The 18,328-nt window shown below is 62.5% G+C and carries 15 protein-coding genes; 3 read left to right on the forward strand and 12 right to left on the reverse strand.

All coding sequences use genetic code 11. The features are described from left to right. Positions 1–71 precede the first annotated feature (71 nt). The 3 genes from metG to ACR65N_RS12460 are packed head-to-tail and all read left to right on the forward strand — an operon-like array spanning position 72 to position 3,242. Entirely contained in the window at positions 72–1,631 is a 1,560-nt protein-coding gene (gene metG / locus ACR65N_RS12450) for a methionine--tRNA ligase (RefSeq protein ID WP_440457339.1), read from the forward strand. Positions 1,632–1,636: 5 nt separating this feature from the next. Further along, on the forward strand, positions 1,637–2,419 hold the full coding sequence (locus ACR65N_RS12455) for a TatD family hydrolase (RefSeq protein ID WP_440457246.1): 783 nt from the start codon (positions 1,637–1,639) through the stop codon (positions 2,417–2,419). Between the two features lie 4 nt (positions 2,420–2,423). Next, the gene (locus ACR65N_RS12460; protein ID WP_440457247.1) at positions 2,424–3,242 is read left to right on the forward strand and encodes an MBL fold metallo-hydrolase; all 819 of its coding nucleotides are present in this window, start codon (positions 2,424–2,426) and stop codon (positions 3,240–3,242) included. Between the two features lie 126 nt (positions 3,243–3,368). Here the strand turns inward: ACR65N_RS12460 and ACR65N_RS12465 are convergent, their stop codons facing one another. The 12 genes from ACR65N_RS12465 to ACR65N_RS12520 form a co-directional block, all read right to left on the reverse strand. Further along, entirely contained in the window at positions 3,369–4,424 is a 1,056-nt protein-coding gene (locus ACR65N_RS12465) for an ABC transporter ATP-binding protein (protein WP_440457248.1), read from the reverse strand. A gap of 4 nt (positions 4,425–4,428) precedes the next feature. Next, positions 4,429–5,259: a carbohydrate ABC transporter permease gene (locus ACR65N_RS12470; protein WP_430303621.1), complete on the reverse strand. Its 831-nt coding sequence runs from the start codon at positions 5,257–5,259 to the stop codon at positions 4,429–4,431. A gap of 4 nt (positions 5,260–5,263) precedes the next feature. Beyond that, positions 5,264–6,199 (reverse strand): carbohydrate ABC transporter permease, encoded by a 936-nt coding sequence (locus ACR65N_RS12475; RefSeq protein WP_440457249.1) that lies wholly within the window; start codon positions 6,197–6,199, stop codon positions 5,264–5,266. 86 nt (positions 6,200–6,285) lie between these two features. Then, positions 6,286–7,545, reverse strand: a complete 1,260-nt coding sequence (locus ACR65N_RS12480; RefSeq protein WP_440457250.1) for an ABC transporter substrate-binding protein — start codon at positions 7,543–7,545, stop codon at positions 6,286–6,288. 26 nt (positions 7,546–7,571) lie between these two features. After that, positions 7,572–8,738: a PLP-dependent transferase gene (locus tag ACR65N_RS12485; protein WP_440457252.1), complete on the reverse strand. Its 1,167-nt coding sequence runs from the start codon at positions 8,736–8,738 to the stop codon at positions 7,572–7,574. Continuing rightward, positions 8,735–9,463: a FadR/GntR family transcriptional regulator gene (locus tag ACR65N_RS12490; RefSeq protein ID WP_440457253.1), complete on the reverse strand. Its 729-nt coding sequence runs from the start codon at positions 9,461–9,463 to the stop codon at positions 8,735–8,737. Before ACR65N_RS12490 ends, ACR65N_RS12485 begins: the two co-directional genes overlap by 4 nt. A 138-nt stretch (positions 9,464–9,601) precedes the next feature. Next, positions 9,602–10,249 carry a CBS domain-containing protein gene (locus ACR65N_RS12495; protein ID WP_440457254.1) on the reverse strand — a complete coding sequence of 216 codons (648 nt, stop codon included), beginning with the start codon at positions 10,247–10,249 and terminating at the stop codon, positions 9,602–9,604. Positions 10,250–10,349: 100 nt separating this feature from the next. Further along, a complete protein-coding gene (locus tag ACR65N_RS12500) occupies positions 10,350–13,028 on the reverse strand; it encodes a cation-translocating P-type ATPase (protein ID WP_440457255.1) in 2,679 nt (892 codons plus the stop codon). 78 nt (positions 13,029–13,106) lie between these two features. Beyond that, positions 13,107–13,466, reverse strand: a complete 360-nt coding sequence (locus ACR65N_RS12505) for a TraR/DksA family transcriptional regulator (protein ID WP_440457256.1) — start codon at positions 13,464–13,466, stop codon at positions 13,107–13,109. Between the two features lie 146 nt (positions 13,467–13,612). Then, on the reverse strand, positions 13,613–16,018 hold the full coding sequence (locus ACR65N_RS12510; RefSeq protein WP_440457257.1) for a phosphoketolase family protein: 2,406 nt from the start codon (positions 16,016–16,018) through the stop codon (positions 13,613–13,615). Further along, positions 16,008–17,237 (reverse strand): acetate/propionate family kinase, encoded by a 1,230-nt coding sequence (locus tag ACR65N_RS12515; protein WP_440457258.1) that lies wholly within the window; start codon positions 17,235–17,237, stop codon positions 16,008–16,010. The genes ACR65N_RS12510 and ACR65N_RS12515 overlap by 11 nt, the downstream gene beginning before the upstream one ends. Then, entirely contained in the window at positions 17,234–18,190 is a 957-nt protein-coding gene (locus ACR65N_RS12520; RefSeq protein WP_440457259.1) for a bifunctional enoyl-CoA hydratase/phosphate acetyltransferase, read from the reverse strand. The genes ACR65N_RS12515 and ACR65N_RS12520 overlap by 4 nt, the downstream gene beginning before the upstream one ends. Between the last annotated feature and the right edge of the window lie 138 nt (positions 18,191–18,328).

Consider the following 18,328-nt stretch of genomic DNA (forward strand, 5'->3'; position numbering starts at 1 on the left):
CTGTTTCGCATCGGCGAAACTTGGTTTAAGACGCGCCCAGAGAAGAAACAGAAACGGTAATGCTGGCCGAAATGTCGACAAAGACGCCCTACTACATCACCACTGCCATCTCCTATCCGAACGGCAAGCCGCATATCGGTCACGCTTACGAGCTGATCGCCACGGACGCGCTTGCCCGCTTCCAGCGGCTCGACGGGAAGGACGTCTTCTTCCTCACCGGGACCGACGAGCACGGCCAGAAGATGCAGCAGACGGCGCGGGCGCAAGGCATCACTTCAGAGGAACTCGCCGAACGGAATTCCAATGAATTCCGTGAGATGGGCCGACTTTTGAATGCATCGAACGATGATTTCATCCGCACCACGGAGGCCCGGCACCATGCGACCGTGCAGGAAGTCTGGCGGCGGATGGCGGCCAACGGCGACATCTACAAGGATAGCTACGCCGGCTGGTACTCGGTGCGCGACGAGGCTTTTTACCAGGAAGAAGAAACCGAGCTGCGCGCCGACGGCGTGCGCTACGGCCCGCAGGGGACGCCTGTCGAGTGGGTCGAGGAGGAGAGCTACTTCTTCAAGCTTTCGGCCTATGAAGACCGGCTGCTGAAACTCTACGAGGACGAGCCGGATTTCATCGGCCCCAACGAGCGCCGCAACGAAGTGATGTCCTTCGTCAAGTCGGGGCTCAAGGATCTGTCGATTTCGCGCACCACGTTCGATTGGGGCATTCCGGTGCCCGACGACGCAAAGCACGTCATGTATGTGTGGGTCGACGCGCTGACCAACTACATCACCGCCACCGGCTATGTGGAAGACCAGAATGGTCCGCGCGCCAAATACTGGCCGGCCGACGCGCACATCATCGGCAAGGACATCATCCGCTTCCACGCCGTCTACTGGCCGGCCTTCCTGATGTCGGCGGGCCTGCCGCTGCCCAAGCGCGTCTACGCCCACGGCTTCCTGCTCAACAAGGGCGAGAAGATGTCGAAGTCGGTCGGCAACGTTGTCGATCCGGTCGATCTCGTCGGCCATTTCGGCCTCGACCAGGTGCGCTATTTCTTCCTGCGCGAAGTCTCCTTCGGCCAGGACGGCAGCTATTCGGAAGAGGGGATCGCCACCCGCATCAACGCGGACCTCGCCAACGGCATCGGCAACCTCGCCTCGCGTTCGCTGTCGATGATCGTCAAGAACTGCGACGGCCGCATTCCGGCGCCCGGCCCGCTCACCGATGCCGACAGGGCGATGCTTTCGACCGCCGACGCGATGCTTGCCACCTGCCGCGAGGAGATGAACCGCCAGCAGATCCACAAGGCGGTGGCGGCGATCATCGGCACCGTCAACGAGGCCGACCGCTATTTCGCCGCCCAGGAACCCTGGGTGCTGCGCAAGACCGACGTGCCGCGCATGGAGACGGTGCTCTATGTCACCGCCGAAGTGGTGCGCCAGATCGCCATCCTGTTCCAGCCGATCATGCCGGCATCGGCGGCAAAGCTGCTCGACCTGGTGGCGGTGGCCGAAGACGACCGTGTGTTCGCCAAGCTCGGAGAATCCGGTCGCCTGACGCCCGGCACCGTTCTCGAAGCCCCGACGCCGGTCTTCCCGCGCTACGTCGCGCCCGACGTGGACAAGGCGTAGGCCCGATGCTGATCGACACGCATTGCCATCTCGACTTTGCCGAGTTCGACGCCGAGCGCGACGACCTCGTGGCGCGCGCCCATGCGGCCGGCGTCAGCCAGATGGTGACGATCTCGACGCGGGTGAAGAAGCTCGACACGCTGGTGGCGCTCACCGAACGCTATCCTTCGGTGTTCTGCTCCGTCGGAACGCATCCGAACAATGCGAACGAGGAACTCGACGTGTCGGCGGACGACCTGGTGCGGCTTGCCGAAAGCCATGACAAGATCGTCGCGATCGGCGAGGCGGGTCTCGACTATTTCTACGATACGCAGACGCCGCAAGACCAGAAGACCGGCCTTGGCCGGCACATCGAGGCGGCCCGCCGCACGCGGCTGCCGCTGGTCATCCATAGCCGTAGCGCCGACGACGACATGATGGCGATCCTGCGCGACGAGGCGGGGAAGGGCGCTTTCCCGTTCATCCTGCACTGCTTTTCCGCCGGCCAGGCGCTTGCCGATACCGGCGTCGAGCTTGGCGGCTACGTGTCGTTTTCCGGCATTCTGACCTTTCCGAAATCCGAGGAACTGCGGGCGATCGCCGCCACCGTGCCGATGGACCGGCTGCTCGTCGAGACCGATGCTCCCTACCTGGCGCCGAAGCGCTGGCGCGGCAAGCGCAACGAGCCGTCCTATGTCGTCAATACGGCCGAGGTGCTCGCCGACGTGAAAGGCGTCTCCGTGGACGAGATGGCGCGCATCACGACGGAAAACGCCTTCCGCTGCTTTTCGAAGATGACGAGGGTCTAGGCTGGTGGTCGGTCAGCGGCTTCGCTTCACCATCCTCGGCTGCGCCTCGTCGCCCGGCGTGCCGAAGCTCGATGGCGACTGGGGCGCCTGCGATCCGGAGAACCCGCGCAACCGCCGGCGTCGCGCCGCGCTGCTCGTCCAGAAGATCGCCGCCGACGGCGCTGTCACCAGCGTCGTCATCGACACCGGCCCGGATTTCCGCGAGCAGATGGTATCGGCTGGCGTGCGTCGCCTCGACGGCGTGCTCTACACCCACGCGCATGCGGACCACCTGCACGGCATCGACGACATTCGCGGCTATTTCCATGCGCAGCGTCGGCGGATCCCGATCTTTGCCGACCCGTTCACCATGGACAGGATCCGCCAGGGCTTCGGTTACTGTCTCGAAACGCCGCCCGGCGGCAATTATCCGCCGATCGTCGACCCGCTGCTGATCGAGAGCCTCGACCGGCCGATCACGGTGAACGGGCCGGGGGGAAGCCTGTCGTTCACGGCGCATGCCCAGGTGCACGGCGACATCATGTCGCTCGGCTTCCGCATCGGCAACGTCGCCTATTGCAGCGATGTCAGCGATTTCCCGCCGGAAAGTGTCGATCGGCTGCAGGGTCTCGACACGCTGATCATAGACGCGCTGCAATACACGACGCATCCGAGCCATCTCTCGGTGGACCAGGCGCTTGGCTGGATCGACCGGCTGAAACCCCGGCGCGCCGTCCTCACGCACATGCATATTCCGCTGGATTACCAGCGGCTGATGGACGAGACACCGGCGCATGTCGAGCCGGCCTATGACGGGTTGAGCTTCGAGATCGAAGCGGACTGAGATCGCTTTCGGGCGGCTCTGGTTGCGGTATCGCTCGGATATGCGCGCGATCCTGCTCAACCGCGTCGGCGAGAACCGGCCGGACTGGGCGCCGGCCGGCTGAACGGCATCATCATGACGAGACGATCAGGTGGGGATACGGTCACCCTGGGCGTCGAAGAAATGCAGATGTTTCGACGGCATGCGGACCGAAACGTCCGGACCCGGCGCCAGAAATGCGCGATCCGATGTGAAGACCTTGAAGGGCAGGCCGTTCAGCGACAGGTGCAGGATGATGCCGAAGCCTGTCGGCTCCACCAGTTCGACCGTCGCCGCAAGGCCATCGGCGCTCAGTTCCACATGTTCGGGACGGATGCCCATGGTGATACCGCTCTCGTCGCTGGCCACTGCCGGAAGCTGCATCTTCAAGAGCGTCCCATCGGCCAGGCGCACACCGTCCGGATCCCGTGTTCCTTCGAAAAAATTCATTCCCGGAGAGCCGATGAAGCCGGCGACGAACAGGTTGGCGGGGCGGTCGTACAGTTCGAGCGGACTGCCGACCTGCTGCACCACCCCGCCATGCATGGCGACGATCCGGTCCGCCAGGGTCATCGCCTCGATCTGGTCATGGGTGACGTAGATCGAGGTGGCCTTGAGGTCACCATGCATTTTCTTGATCTCGGCGCGCATCTGTTCGCGCAGCCGGGCATCGAGGTTCGACAGCGGCTCGTCGAACAAAAAGGCCCTGGGCTGGCGCACGATGGCACGACCCATGGCGACGCGCTGGCGCTGGCCGCCGGACAGTGCCTTGGGGCGACGCTCCAGATAGGGCTCGAGCCCGAGCTTGGAGGCCGCACCGGCGACGGCCGCCTCGATCTTTTCCTTCGACGCCTTCCGCAGCCGCATGCTGTAGCTCATGTTGCGGGCAACGCTCATATGCGGGTAGAGCGCGTAGGACTGGAACACCATGGCGATGTCGCGATCCTTCGGATGCAGCTCGTTGACGCGGCTGCCGTCGATGCGGATCTCGCCGCTGGTGACATCTTCCAGGCCGGCGATCATCCGCAGCAGGGTGGACTTGCCGCAGCCGGAGGGGCCGACCAGCACGATGAACTCGCCGTCCCTGATCTCGAGATCGACGCCATGCAGGACGCCGTAGGTGCCGTAGGATTTTCCGAGGCTGTCGATCGTGATGGATGCCATGTGACTACCCCTTGACCGCGCCGGCCGTCAGGCCCTGCACGAGATACCGTTGGATGAGCAGGAAGAAGAGGGCTGCCGGGATCAGCGCCATGACGCCGGCGGCCATCATCTGGCCGAAATCGACCGAGAATTTCGACACGAAGGTCAAAAGCCCGACCGGGAAGGTGGCGGCATTGTTGCCGTTGATCAGCATCAGCGCGAACAGGAGTTCGCTCCAGGCGGCCGTGAAGACGAAACCGAGCGTGGCGGCGATGCCGGGGAGCGTCAGCGGCAGGATGATCTGGCGAAATGCGATGAACTTGGTCGCCCCGTCGATCATCGCCGCCTCTTCCAGGTCCTTCGGGATGCCGTCGAAGAAGGACTGCATCAGGAAGGTGGCGAACGGCACATTGAAGGCTGTGTAGACCACGACCAGGCCGGTCAGGCTGTTGGTCAGGCCAAGCGGCGTCAGGATCTTGAAGATCGGCGCCACCAGCATGACCAGCGGAAACATCTGCGTCAAAAGCATCAGCCCGACGATCCAGTATTTTGCGCGAAAGGTGAAGCGCGACAGCGCGTAGCCGGACAGGGAGGCGATGATCGTGACGACGATCGCCGTCGAGCCGGATACGATCAGGCTGTTCTTGAAGAATGTCGGGAAGGCGCTGTGCTGCAGCACGAAGGCATAGTGCTCGAATGTCGTGCGTGTTGGCCACATCCGAACGCCTTCGGAATACAGAAGGTCGTTCGGCGTCAGCGACACCTTCAACAGCCAGAACAGCGGAAACAGCGCGAAGACGATGTAGCAGAGGATCGCCAGCCGGTGCGCGACGACCGGAAGAATGGAGCGTCTCATGGCCTCACCCCTTGTTCAACAATGTCTGCCGCAGCAGGATGATCAGCATCGAATAGGCGAGCAGCAGCACCAGCAGCACCAGCGCGATTGCCGAGGCGTAACCGAAGTCGAGCGCCTTGAATGCCTGGGTGAAGATGTAGCTGGCAACGATCTGGGTGCGATCCGCCGGCCCGCCGCCGGTCATGACGACGATCAGGTCGGCGAAGTTCGCGACCCAGACGGTGCGCAGAAGCACGGTGATGGCGATGGTCGGTGCCAGAAACGGCAGGGTGATCGACAGGAAACGCTGCATCCAGCCGGCACCGTCGATGGAGGCGGCCTCATAGAGGTCGCGCGGGATCGACTGCAGGGCGGCCAAAAGCGTGATCGCAAAGAACGGAATGCCCCACCAGACATTGGCGATAATCGGTCCCCACATGGCGTAATGCGGATCGGACAGGAGATTGCCCGGCTGGTCGATCAGCCCGAGCGCAAACAGCCAGTGGGGCAAAGGGCCGATGACCGGGTTGAACAGCCAGGCCCAGTTGAGGCCGGCGAGGAAGGACGGCACGGCCCAGGGCAGGAAGACCAGCGCCTGCACGATGCCGCGGCCGTGGAAAGGCTTGTCCAGCAGAAGCGCCAGGATCAGCCCAAAGGTGAATTGCAGGACCACCGAGGCGCCGGTCCACCACAGCGTATTCTTCAGGGCGCCGAAAAAGGCCTTGTCCTGCGCAAGCGCGCGAAAGTGGACGAGACCGATGAACCCGCCCGAAAACGGATTGAGCAACTGGATGTCGCGAAAGGCGTAGGACATGCCGAGCACCAGCGGCACCAGCATGACGGTGATGATCAGGATCAGCGCCGGGGCGCTGTAGAGATAGGGTTCGGCATGATCGGCAAGCCGCGCCAGGAAGGGTTTTTGCACCCGGCGGCCATGGCTGGAAGTGATTGCGGTCGTCATTGGCAGAACAGTCCCCGTGGGCGGCATCATGGCCGTCGTCGCGGTCAAACGGACCGGCAGCGCTGGGCTGCCGGTCCGCGCGCGGCTTATTTCTTCGCCAGATGCTTCTGCTGCGCCTTGGTGAGATAGTCCGCCCACTGGTTGGCAAGGTCGGCGGCCGAGATGTCGCCGAGCAGCGCCTGCTGCGACGACTTGATGGCCAGCGAATCCTTGAAGAAGGCGAATTCCTGAAGATAGGTCGGCATCACCGTCGGCACCGTGTTGGGGTCAGCCAGTTCCTCGAACCAGCCCTTGAACTGGTCGCCGGCATAGAACGGGTCCTTTTCAGCCGATGTGTAAGCGGGCAGGGCGCCGATCTTCTTGTTCCATTCGAGATTGCCCTCGCGGCCCTGAAGGGTGGCGATCAGCTTCCAGGACAGATCCTTGTTCTCGCTCTTGGCGAACATGGACCAGCCGGCATAGCCGATGGTGGGATAGGACTTGCCGTCCGGTCCCTTGGGCAGCGGGATAACGCCAAAATCTTCCTTCTTCATGCGTTCGGCAACGGCGATGAGCGCATCCGGATCCTGGTCGAGGAAGGCGCAGGTGCCGGAGTAGAAACCGGCCACGACCTCGTTGAACCCCCAGTTGACGCTGTCCTTCGGGGCGTAGCCCTTCTTGTAGAGATCGACCATCCACTCGATGCCCTTGGACCAGCCCGGGGTGTTCATCGTCGAGGTGCCATCCTCCGTGAAATACTTGTTGTCGCCGGCCATCGAGGCGGCGAAGATCATCCAGCCGTTCAGGCCACCCGGTCCGCCGCGCATGCAATAGCCGTATTTGCCGGGAAGTTTCGAAACGGCTTCGGAGGCCTTGGTGAACTCCTCCATCGTCTTTGGCGGCGCAGCGACGCCGGCCTCTGAGAGCAGCTTCTTGTTGTAGAACATCGCCCGCAGATAGAAGCCATAGGGCAGCATATAGGCCGTGTCCTTGACGTCGCGGCCGAGTTCGAGCGCGCGGGGCGTCAGTTCCTTGGTGTTCTCCCATTTTGCCAGATAGGGTTCGAGGCTCTCGAGCATGCCGTTGTTGGCGTAGAGCGACAGCCAGGTATCGGGCATTTCCATGACGTCGGGCGTATCGCCGGCCGACACCATGGTGGCGAATTTCTGGAAGGCCTCGTTCCAGGGCAGCGAGATGATCTCGACCTTGGTGCCGGGATTAGCCGCCTCGAATTTCGAGACGAGCGACTGCAGGGTCTGCGTGCGTTCCGGGCTGGTGATGACTTCCACCAGCTTGAGTGTCGTATCTGCCAGTGCACTCGACGCCATCAGCGACGCCAGAAGCGCGGTTGCGATCAATGTCCTCATTGCTATTCTCCCAGTTTTTTGTTGGTTCAGGACGCGACGGCGATCGCATCCTGGAGATCGCTCCACAAAGCCTCGGTTCCCTCGAGGCCCACATGGAGGCGTACGGACCGCGCGTGTATTCCGAATTCCTGCGCGGAATTTGGCTGCGCTTTTTGCTGCAGCACGACTTCGCCCGGTACGACCAGGCTTTCATGGCCTCCCCAGCTCACACCGAGCCTGAAGAGCTTGAGATTGTCGCTGAAGGCGCGGATATCGATGCCCTCGCGAAAGATCAGCGAAAACAGGCCGGACGTGCCGTGGAGGCCGGCAGGAAGGCGGTTCGACAAGCCGGGGTGGCAGACCTGCTCGACGATGTCGAGGTCCTGCAGGCGCTGGGCGATGGCAAGCGCCGAGGCTTCATGCGCCTTCATGCGGATCGGTAGGGTGCGCAGGCCGCGGATCAGCAGCCAGGCGTCGAAGGGCGAAAGCTTGGCGCCGAGATAGGGATAGGCCTCGGCCTTGAGGCGGGCGATCATGTCCTTCGAACCGGCAACGATGCCGGCGACGACGTCGCTGTGACCGCCGAGATATTTCGAGGCAGAATGGATGACGAGGTCGACGCCGAGTGTGATCGGCTGCTGGAAGATCGGGCTTGCCCAGCTGTTGTCGATCATCGAGACGGCACCGTGCTTCTTCGCAAGGGCCGCCAGAGCGCCGACGTCATGGGCTTCCATCACCCAACTGGTCGGGCTTTCCATGTAGAAGATCTTGGCGCCGGGCAGGGCCTTGTCGACCGCTTCCTCATCACGGCCGTCGACATAGGTGACTTCGACATTCATGCGCTTCAGGATCGTGCCGAACAGCCGGAAGGCGTCGGGATACACGTGACGCACGGCGACGATCCGGTCCCCCGGCGCAACGAAGCTCAGGACGGCAGCGGATATCGCCGCCATGCCACTGGCAAACCCCAGCGCATCCTCGGCACCTTCGAGCTTGGCCAGCATTTCCTCAAACATGCGGACCGTCGGATTGAGACCGCGGGTATAGATCGGCCGCACCTTTTCGCCGCGATAGGAAGACAGCATGTCGTCATAATCTGAGAAGGTGAACAGCGACGTCTGCGCGATCGGCGGCACGACGGCGCTATAGGCATTGCCCTCGTCATGCGCGACGATCAGCGAGGCGAGATCGAATGAGGAGGAGCCTTCGGTCATCGGGACATTTCCTTGATGTCTTCCTCGACGATCTCGAGGATTTTCAATGTTTCGGCGCGCGCCGTCTCGGGGTCGGCGGCGGCAATCGCATCGAACAGCGTGCGGTGGAAAGGGAAGGACCGACGCGCGAAATCCGCACGCTCGAACGGGCTGCTCCAGAACTGCTCGAACGTCTCACGCATCTGTTCGAGCAGTTGCCGGAACAGCGGGTTGTGGGTGGCATCATAGATCGCCAGGTGAAAGGCGAGGTCTTCCGGGCCGGACGCGCCGCGGCTGTGATGCGCCTGCTCCATCAGGTCGAGCTTGGCCTCGATCTCGGCAAGATCCGCCGCCGTGCGCATCCGGGCGGCAACCATGCCGGCTTCGCATTCCAGGCCGCGCCGCACCTGCAGCGTCTGCAAGAGCACGTCGCGCAGGTTCTCCGTGTCGAGCGACAGCGGCATGTGAACGGTGCGCTTTGAAATCGGTTTCAGCAGGTAATTGCCGCTACCCTTGCGGCTGTGGATGACGCCCAGCGCCTGATAGCGGCGGATCGCCTCGCGGATGGTGGAGCGCCCGACCCCGAGCGCCGACATCAAATGCCGCTCCGCTGGCAACCGGTCCCCGGTCTTCAGGCTGGCAGCTTCGATATAGGCAGCCAACGCCTCGCCCACCCGCGCAGTCCGATCGGCGGGCGGAAGAGAAAACAGGCTAATATCGGTCGGGCGACTAAATTGGTCTGACATCCTGCCAATTAGCGACAAAGGGCACGGTCATGTCAAGATCGTCTCAAGCGCTTTGCGTCGCGGAATTTCTCAATTTGGTGGCGCGTCGATCAGGGCCGTCCGGTCTTGCTCCCGACGGGTGTCTCAGTTGCTGATCGATCAGCAACCAGGCCGAAAACAGATGCCGGCCACGCCCGCCACGCTTTCCGCGACCACTTGGATGGCACGCTTTAGCGCGGGCGATGGGGCAGGGCCGGAGACTTCAACCACCGAATCCCTCACCTCCACCGCAAGCTGATCCGGCGCAAGACCGAGCTCCGATCGTAGTCGCGTCGAAACTGCAAGCCTCAGAGCAAGATCGCCGTTTGCCACGGCATCGCGGTCCGCCGTTATGGCCCGCAAGATATCGCGCCGGCTGATAATCCCGACCAGCTTGCCGGACTGGAGAACCGGCAACCTCTTGATCCCGTGGGTCCTGGCGAGAGCCGCAACGTCGGCGAGCGATTGTTGCGGTGAAACGGAAATGACCTCGCGCGTCATGCAGTCCGAGACGGTCGTTCCGTGCGTCCGAACGTAATTCTCGAAGAACGCGTTATCCGGATTGTCCGGGGGAGACTGCCGTCCCGCATTGAACACGCTGCGGTTGAGAAGATCGCTTTCCGTGAGCATGCCGACCACGTGATCATCGTCTCCGATCACCGGCAGACCGCTGACGTTGTGGTCCAGCATCAGCTGAATGGCATGTTTGATACTCGTGTCTGGCGACACGTAGACCGGTCTCGCCGTCATAAAATCCCGTACCAGCATCAGGCTCTCCTTTCGCACATCGCGTCAGATTGGCATGGTGATCGAGGAAGCCCTTGATCTTGCTCAACGCCCCGCCCCGAAAGTGCGGTCATTGCAAGGCTCAAGCCGATTGCCTGGTCGCGAACGGCTTTTGTGCGAACGCCTTGTCCAGCTCACTGACGATGATCAGGGACGAGGCGGCAAGCAGCATGCAGGCCCATTCCAGCAGAGAGATCGGTCCCAGTTCCAGGGTATCGCGCAGCCAGGGAACATACATGGCTGATATGTGCACGGCTTGCGCAACGATCACGCAGACGATGAGAGCGGGATTGCCCAGCAAGGACATGCGGAAGATCGACTGCCGCTCCGAACGACAGGCGAGCGTCTGTGCGTTTTCAAACATGACGAACAGCAGCAGCAGCAGGTTGCGGGCCTGGGATAGCTCATACCCCTGCGCCAAGAGCCAGTAGAACAGGACGAAGCCGCCGACGCCGATCACCAGCATGGACTGGATGATCCGACGGATCATCAAGCGGTCGAAAATCGGCTCTTTTGGCCGTCTCGGCGGTCGGGAAAGTTCGTCGCCCTCCGGTTTTTCGCCGGCCAGCGCGACGTCCTGGATGCCGTTCGTCACGAGATTGAGCCAGAGGAGTTGCACGGGCAACAACGGCATCGGAAGACCGAGCGGGATGGCCAGCAGGAACAGCAGCATTTCGGCTGCCCCCGTTGCTGCCAGCATGAGGATGACCTTGCGGATATTCGAATAGGCGGTGCGGCCTTCCCGAATGCCGCTGACGATCGAGGCGAAATTGTCATCGGTGACGACGATGTCGGCGCTTTCCTTGGCGACTTCCGTGCCCTTGCGGCCCATGGCCACGCCAACATGGGCGTGCTTGAGCGCCGGTGCGTCGTTCACCCCGTCTCCCGTCACAGCCACGAAATGGCCGTTGCGGGCCATCGAAAGGACAATGGCCAGCTTCTGCGCGGGTGCGACCCGGGCATAGATGCGCGTCCGTCGCGTCAGTTCATCCAGCTGGTTCTCGCCGGCCGCTTCCGCCTGGCGCACGGAATCGCCGGTTGTCACCTGATCCGAGCCGAATTCCAGACCTGCCTGCCTGGCGATCGCTTCGGCCGTCCGTGGATCATCGCCCGTCAGCATCGCAACCTCGACGCCTGCGGTGCGGGCGTCCCTGATCGCGCGGGGCACTTCCGGCCGTACCGGGTCCTGCATGCCGGCGAAGCCCAGAAACACGAGGTCGACAAGATGGCGACGCCCGAAATTCTGCTCTCCGTCGCTGCGGATTTCTCCCTCTGCAAAGGCCAACACCCTCAGCCCGCGCGCAGCCATTTCTTCCTTCTGGGCCAGGAGGCGTCCACGGTCGATCACAACGGCATGGCCCGCGACATCCATGCGATCGGCCATGTCGATCAGCGTCTCAGCCGCTCCCTTGACGAAAATGCCGACCCGTTCTCCCGCCTGGTGGAAGGAGGCCGCAAACTTCAGGTCGGGCTCGTAGGGAATGCGGGAGAGGAGAGGGTAGGCCTTTCGGACCTTGTCGTGCGTCAATCCTCCCTTGTGAGCGGCCGCCAGAAGCGCCACATCGACCGTGTCGCCGATACCCGTCCAGCCGGCTTGATCGCTGATCAACGAACCTTCGTTCGGCAGGGACGCCGCGCGCAGCAGGCGTTCGGCCCTTGCACGCGCGTCCTCGGGGTCCATGTGCGAGCCGCGGACCTCACAGGCATCGAGATCGGCATGTGCGTCGAGACGCAGATCCGTGCCGTCTGGAAGGCGGATATCGGTAACGGTCAATTCGTTGAGCGTCAGCGTTCCGGTCTTGTCGGTGGCGATCATGGTGCAGGAGCCAAGCGATTCGACCGCCGGCATCCGTCTCACGATGACGTTGTGCTTCGCCATGCGGCGCATGCTGACCGCCAGCGCGATCGAGATCGCGATCGGCAAACCTTCCGGAATGGCACTGACGGCAAGACCGACAGACATCAGGAAGAGATCGTTCCACGGCAGGCCACGAAGCAGGCCAAAGCCGATCAGAACAAGCGAAGCCGCCCCCACCGTCCAGGCGATGACGGTGGAGAAGCGGGACAGCCGGATCATCAGAGGCGGTTGAGATATCGACGCCTTGCCGATTTCCGCGGCAATGGCGCCGATGTCTGTTGCAAGGCCGGTGGCGACGACCACGCCGGTTGCTCGTCCCCGGATAATCAGTGTTCCCGCGAAAGCCCTTGCTGCTTTGGAACCGGCGGTATCGGTGGATGGATGTTCGACCGATTTGCGGACGGGGAGGGATTCGCCGGTCAGCAAGGATTCGTCACAAAGGAGGTCAGTGGTTTCGATCAGCATCAGGTCGGCCGGGACCCGCCCTCCGGCTTCCAGCAGGACAATGTCGTCCGGTACGAGCAGACGGGATTCGATCTCTCGGGTCCGGCCGTCTCGGATCACGGTCGCCCGGGGCTGCTCAAGGTTGCGAAGAGCCATGGCAGCGCGCCCCGCGGAATACTCCCGAACACTGCCGATGACGCCGTTCACAAGCAGGACAATGCCGATGAAGACAGCGTCTTCCGGTTCGCTGACGACCAGGGACACCGCAGCCGCGATTAGCAGGATATAGATGAGCGGGCTGCGGAACTGGTGCAGAAAGATAGAGAGGATCGACGGCGGGTTAGGCTGCGGCAGAACATTGGGTCCAAACCGCTGCAGGCGCTCGGTCGCCTCCTGCGTCGTCAGGCCGTGCACGACCGTGGGGCCGTCCAGAGGATCTTTGAAGGCCAGGACAGCCATGTGCTACTCCGGTTTCTCTGCGCCAGGGATGAGAGAACGACACGCAGCCGTCGTACATAGCGATAAGACGAGATTGTTCTAGCGAAGCTGGAGCGCGTGCGAGCAGGACTGGCAGAAGGGCGTGTGGGGGACGAGGTCAAGCCGCTCGTCGCTGATGGGACTGCCGCATTTGACGCAGATACCGAAGGCGTCCTGCCTCATCCGACCAAGTGCAGCTTCAATGGCCACGAGTTCCTTTTGCCCGACCTCTCCGAGTTCCTCCAGCACCTCGTCGTTATTGCGTTCGACGGCACCGTCGTCGTCATCGCGGTCGCGAGGCTGTTCAAAGTCATGCTCGATCCTCTCAAGGCGGGCCTGCAGCTGCTGCTGTCGCTGCACAAGGATCGGCCTGTACTTTTCGTCGCGATGCTTCAGATCCGTGGATGAGGATCTCGTCATGATGGCCCTCGCGCATTGATGTTCGCAGACCGGAGCCTCCTCTCCTCAGGGGCCGCTGGCATTGATCATGATCAAGGGAAGAGCGGAAAGACGTTATTCGGGCGCAGCCGAAGGGACGGTTCGGCTGCGCCGCGATGTTACGCGGCTCACCTGAAAGTCTCCGCCGGTCTCCATTTCCAATCGCGAATTTCCGGCATGTCCTCGCCATGTTCGCGGACATACCGCGTGTGCTCCGCAAGCTTTGCGTTGAACATTTCAATCACGCCGCCCGCCTTCTCCTTCAGGCCCGGCACCCTTTCGATTGCCTCGATAGCAAGGTGGAAGCGGTCGAGTTCGTTCAGCACCGTGATGTCAAAGGGCGTTGTGGTCGTGCCCTCTTCGATAAAGCCGCGCACATGGATGTTTCGGTGGTTGGTGCGTTTGTAGGTCAGCCGGTGGATGAGATAGGGATAACCGTGATAGGCGAAGATCACCGGCCGGTCGGCGGTGAACAGCCGGTCAAAAATCTCGTCGGAGAGACCATGCGGATGCTGGTCCTGCGACTGCAGGGCAAGCAGGTCGACGGCGTTGACGACGCGAATGCTGAGTTCCGGAATTGCCTCGCGCAGCAGGGCGACTGCCGCAAGCGTCTCGAGCGTCGGCACGTCTCCAGCGCAGGCCATGACCACGTCGGGCTCGACGGCGCCGTCCTCGTTGCTGGCCCAGTCCCATATGCCGATGCCGGCTTCACAATGTCGGATCGCCTCGTCCATCGTCAGCCATTGCGGTTCAGGCTGCTTGCCGGCAACGATTACGTTGACGCGGTTCCAGGTCTTCAGGCAGTGGTCGCCGATCCACAAAAGCGTATTGGCGTCCGGCGGCAGGTAGATGCGCACGATATCCGCCTTCTTGTTGGCGACGAGATCGAGAAAGCCGGGATCCTGGTGGGAGAAGCCGTTATGGTCCTGCCGCCAGACATGCGAGGTGAGCAGGTAGTTCAGCGAGGAGATCGGCTTGCGCCACGGCAGCTCCCGGGAGACCTTCAGCCACTTTGCATGCTGGTTGAACATCGAATCGACGATGTGGATGAAGGCTTCGTAGCAGGAGAACAGCCCGTGCCTACCGGTCAGCAGGTAGCCTTCCAGCCAGCCCTGGCAGAGATGCTCTGAAAGAACCTCCGTCACTCGGCCGTCGCGTGACAGATGGACGTCGTAGGGCTCGATCCTTTCCATCCACACACGGTCGGTAACTTCGAAGACATTGCCGAGCCGGTTGGATTCCGTTTCATCCGGACCGAAGATGCGGAAGTTCGAACTCGCGTCGTTGAGTTTCAGCACGTCGCGCAGATATCTGCCGAGGATCTCCGTCGTCTGCACCATGTCGGCGCCCCGCGTCTTCACGGGCACCGCGTAGTCTCGGATGTCCGGCACGATCAGTTCCTTGCGCAACCTGCCACCGTTGGCGTGGGGGTTGGCCCCCATGCGGCGTTCGCCGCCGGGCGAAAGCGCCCGCAACTCCTGCTTCAGCCGGCCGTCGGCATCGAACAGGTCGTCCGGATCGTAGCTCCGCATCCAATCCTCGAGGATTTTTCGGTGGCTCTGGTCCTCGCGGCAACCGGAGACCGGCACCTGGTGGGCACGCCAGAAGCCTTCGACCTTCTTGCCGTCGACTTCTTTCGGTCCGGTCCAGCCTTTGGGGCTGCGGAGCACGATCATCGGCCAGCGCGGGCAGCCGTCCGGTGCTATCCCTTCGCGGGCGTCCGTCTGGATCGCGCGGATGCGGTCGAACACCATCTCAAGTGTCACGGCCATCTGTCGGTGCATGTCTGCCGGTTCGTGTCCTTCGACAAAGAACGGTTCGTATCCGTAACCGCGGAAGAGATGGTCGATATCCTCGTCTGCCATGCGGCCGAGCAGGGTCGGGTTGGCGATCTTGTAGCCGTTGACATGCAGGATCGGCAGCACGGCGCCATCGCGGGTAGGGTTCAGGAACTTGTTCGACTGCCAGCTTGCGGCGAGCGGTCCGGTTTCGGCCTCGCCATCACCGATGACGCAGGCGACGACAAGGTCCGGATTGTCGAAAGCCGCGCCATAGGCATGCACCAGCGCATAACCGAGCTCGCCGCCCTCATGGATGGAGCCGGGGGTTTCCGGGGCGGCGTGGCTTGGAATGCCGCCGGGGAATGAGAACTGCCGGAACAGTTTTCGAATGCCGTCGGTATTTTCGCCGATCTCCGGATAGATCTCGCTATAGGTGCCTTCGAGATAGGTACTGGCGACCATGCCCGGCCCGCCATGGCCCGGCCCGCAGACATAGATCATGCTGAGATCGCGGTTGCGGATGATCCGGTTCAGATGCGTGTAGATGAAGTTGAGGCCGGGCGTCGTGCCCCAGTGGCCGAGCAGGCGTGGCTTGATGTCCTCCGCCTTCAGGGGCTCGCGCAGGAGCGGATTGTCGAGCAGGTAGATCTGTCCCACGGAGAGATAGTTGGCGGCACGCCAATAACGGTCCATCAGCCCCAGTTCCTGATCGGTAATCGGGGGCGGTGCATTCGGTTGGACGCTATGCTCCATGACTGGCTCCTTGTGTGGCCGTGCGATGATTGCGATCGTCTTCAGCGTCGAGAAGGGAAATTGCTTCCTCCGCAATCATCTGTTCCTCGTCCGTCGGAATGACATGAACGGCGATGCGGCTCGCGGGAGTGCTGATCTTCGAGGCGCTGCGCTCGTTTGCACGTCCGTCGAGTTCCACTCCGAGCCAAAGCAGCCGGTCGGCGATCTGTGCGCGGATCTTCGGCTGGTTCTCGCCGATACCGGCGGTGAAGATCAGGCCGTCTATCCCGCCAAGGGTGGTGGCCAGCCGTCCTATTTCACCGGCGATCCGCAACGTGAACAGGTCGACGGCCTGACGGGCGTGCTCGCCGCCGTCTGCCATCAGTTCCCGGGTATCGCCGCTGAGCCCGGAGACGCCGAGCAGACCGCACTGGTGATACAGCATGTCCTCGACGTCCTTGACGGATTTCCCGAGCGGCCCGAGGAAGTGCATCAGCACGCCAGGATCAAGCGCACCTGGACGCGTTGCCATCGGAATACCGTCGAGCGTGGAAAAGCCCATGCTGGTGTCACGGCTCTGGCCATCGTCGATCGCGCAGAGGCTCGCACCGCTGCCGAGATGGGCGATGATGACCTTACCCTTGGCGATGTCCGGCGCCTTTGTGGCAAGTTCACGCGTCACATACTGGTAGGACAGGCCGTGAAAGCCGTAGCGCTTGATGCCGCGCTCGTGCCAGGCCCGGGGGATGGCAAAGCGCCGGACGAGATCGTCCTGGGTGGAATGGAAGGTCGTGTCGAACGAGCCTGTCTGGAAAAGCTTTGGGTGCAGGTGCTTCACAGCCCGGATCAGCCGCAGCGCCTGAGGTTGGTGCAGAGGCGCAAGTTCGTTGAGCGAGCGGATCTGTTCGAGTGTTTGGGAGGTCAACTCCGCTGGGCCGGTGAACAGATCGCCGCCATGGACGATCCGGTGACCCGCGGCAATCACCGTATCGAGATCGAAATGTGCACCGAGTTCCCGCAGGACTTCTCCCATCAGGTCGGACAGGTTGTCGCCCGCATCGCCTTTCAGCGGCAGCTCGAACCGGGTCGGGCCTTCCTTGAGGTGGAGCATCAACGGGCGGTCAGAAAAATCCACCACGGCCTTGCCGATGCGTTGCGGTCCTGCTCCACTGAGCTGGAAAATGCCGATCTTCACGGTTGAAGAACCGGCATTGAAGGTCAGAAGAAGTCTTCCAGTCATCCAGCCTGTCCGATCTCGTTGCGCCACATCATACGCCCTCTCTCAGCCATCAGCTTGGCAAGCGCGGCGGATGCCGTGCGGACCTTGGCGGGATCGGCCCGGCTTGTCAGGATGATTGGAACGCGTGCTCCCAGGACCAGGCCTGCGGCGTCAGCGCCGGCAAAATAGATGAGTTGCTTGGCCAGCATGTTGCCGGCTTCCAGGTCGGGAACGAGGAGTATGTCTGCCTCGCCGGCGACCGGTGAGCGAATGCCTTTGGCGCTTGCCGCCTCTATACTGATCGCGTTGTCGAAGGCGAGGGGGCCATCGACGATCGCGCCTTCGATCTGGCCGCGTGCTGCCATGACGGTGAGCGCTGCGGCATCCAGAGTTGCCGGCATCTTGCTGTTCACGGTCTCGACTGCAGCAAGGACTGCGACGCGCGGCTGGGCAATGCCGAGGACATGCAGGAAATCGATGGCATTCTGGCAGATGTCGCGTTTGTCGTCGAGATCGGGTTTGATGTTGATCGCCGCATCCGTGATGGTGAGGAGCCTGTCGTAGGCCGGGATGTCCATCACGTAGACGTGGCTCATCCGGCGCCCGGAGCGCAGGGCAGGCGAACGAATGACGGCCGACAGCAGCTCATCGCTGTGCAGGCTGCCCTTCATCAAGGCTTCGACCTTGCCCGTTGACGCAAGTTCGACGCTGCGGTCGGCTGCTGCATGGCTGTGTTCGACCGGTTCGATCTCGATGCCGGCAAGCGACAGTCCGGCAGCATCGGCTACCGACCTGATCTTGTGCTCGGGTCCAACCAGCACCGGGCCGATCAGGCCCTGTTCCTTCAGTTCGACGGCAGATCGCAGTGTCTCGGTCGAGCAGGGGTGAACGACAGCGGTGCGCATCGGTGGCAGCGCCATCGCCTCGTGAACGAATGTCTCGTAACGGCCGTGATGCCTGAGTGCCAATTCCACAGGATGCGTTCCTTGCTTCAACCGCCACCAGTTTCGCCCAGTGCTCGGCCACGCGCCTTGATGCAGCGCAATGCCGAGCGACGACCGCTGTGACAGCATGTCTCGAAGTCGCTGCCAGACTTTCAGGCCCAGAGAGCG

The organism is Rhizobium sp. SAFR-030 (assembly GCF_059415005.1).